This is a genomic window from Leifsonia sp. HAY1-4F, from assembly GCF_056755275.1.
Map to the genome: position 1 here is coordinate 1 of NZ_JBNDHX010000546.1, position 241 is coordinate 241.

At 60.6% G+C, this 241-nt stretch carries 1 protein-coding gene; it reads right to left on the reverse strand.

Features of this window, described 5'->3' with window-relative positions; translation table 11 throughout:
• Window positions 1-202 (reverse strand): hypothetical protein (locus ACPYOG_RS20445; protein WP_481295904.1); only part of this gene is annotated, 202 nt, incomplete at its 3' end.
• Window positions 203-241: the final 39 nt, after the last annotated feature.

Sequence of the window (241 nt, forward strand, 5' to 3'; positions counted from 1 at the left end):
GGTGGAGGAGTTGTGGTCCGCGTTCGAGGTGGGTGACGAATCCGGCGGAGATGATGGCGAATGCGACTGCCGGGTCTTCGAGTTCGGCTGAGTCGTTGACGCGTGATCGAATGTGTTCGAGGAGTTGGGGCTCGGTGTCGCCGCCAAGGACGCGGCCGAGTAGGTCGCTTGCGATCTGCGCGGTCTGGATTTTGGTGTTCATGCTGTCTCTTCTACACATCTCCGAGCCCACGAGACACTC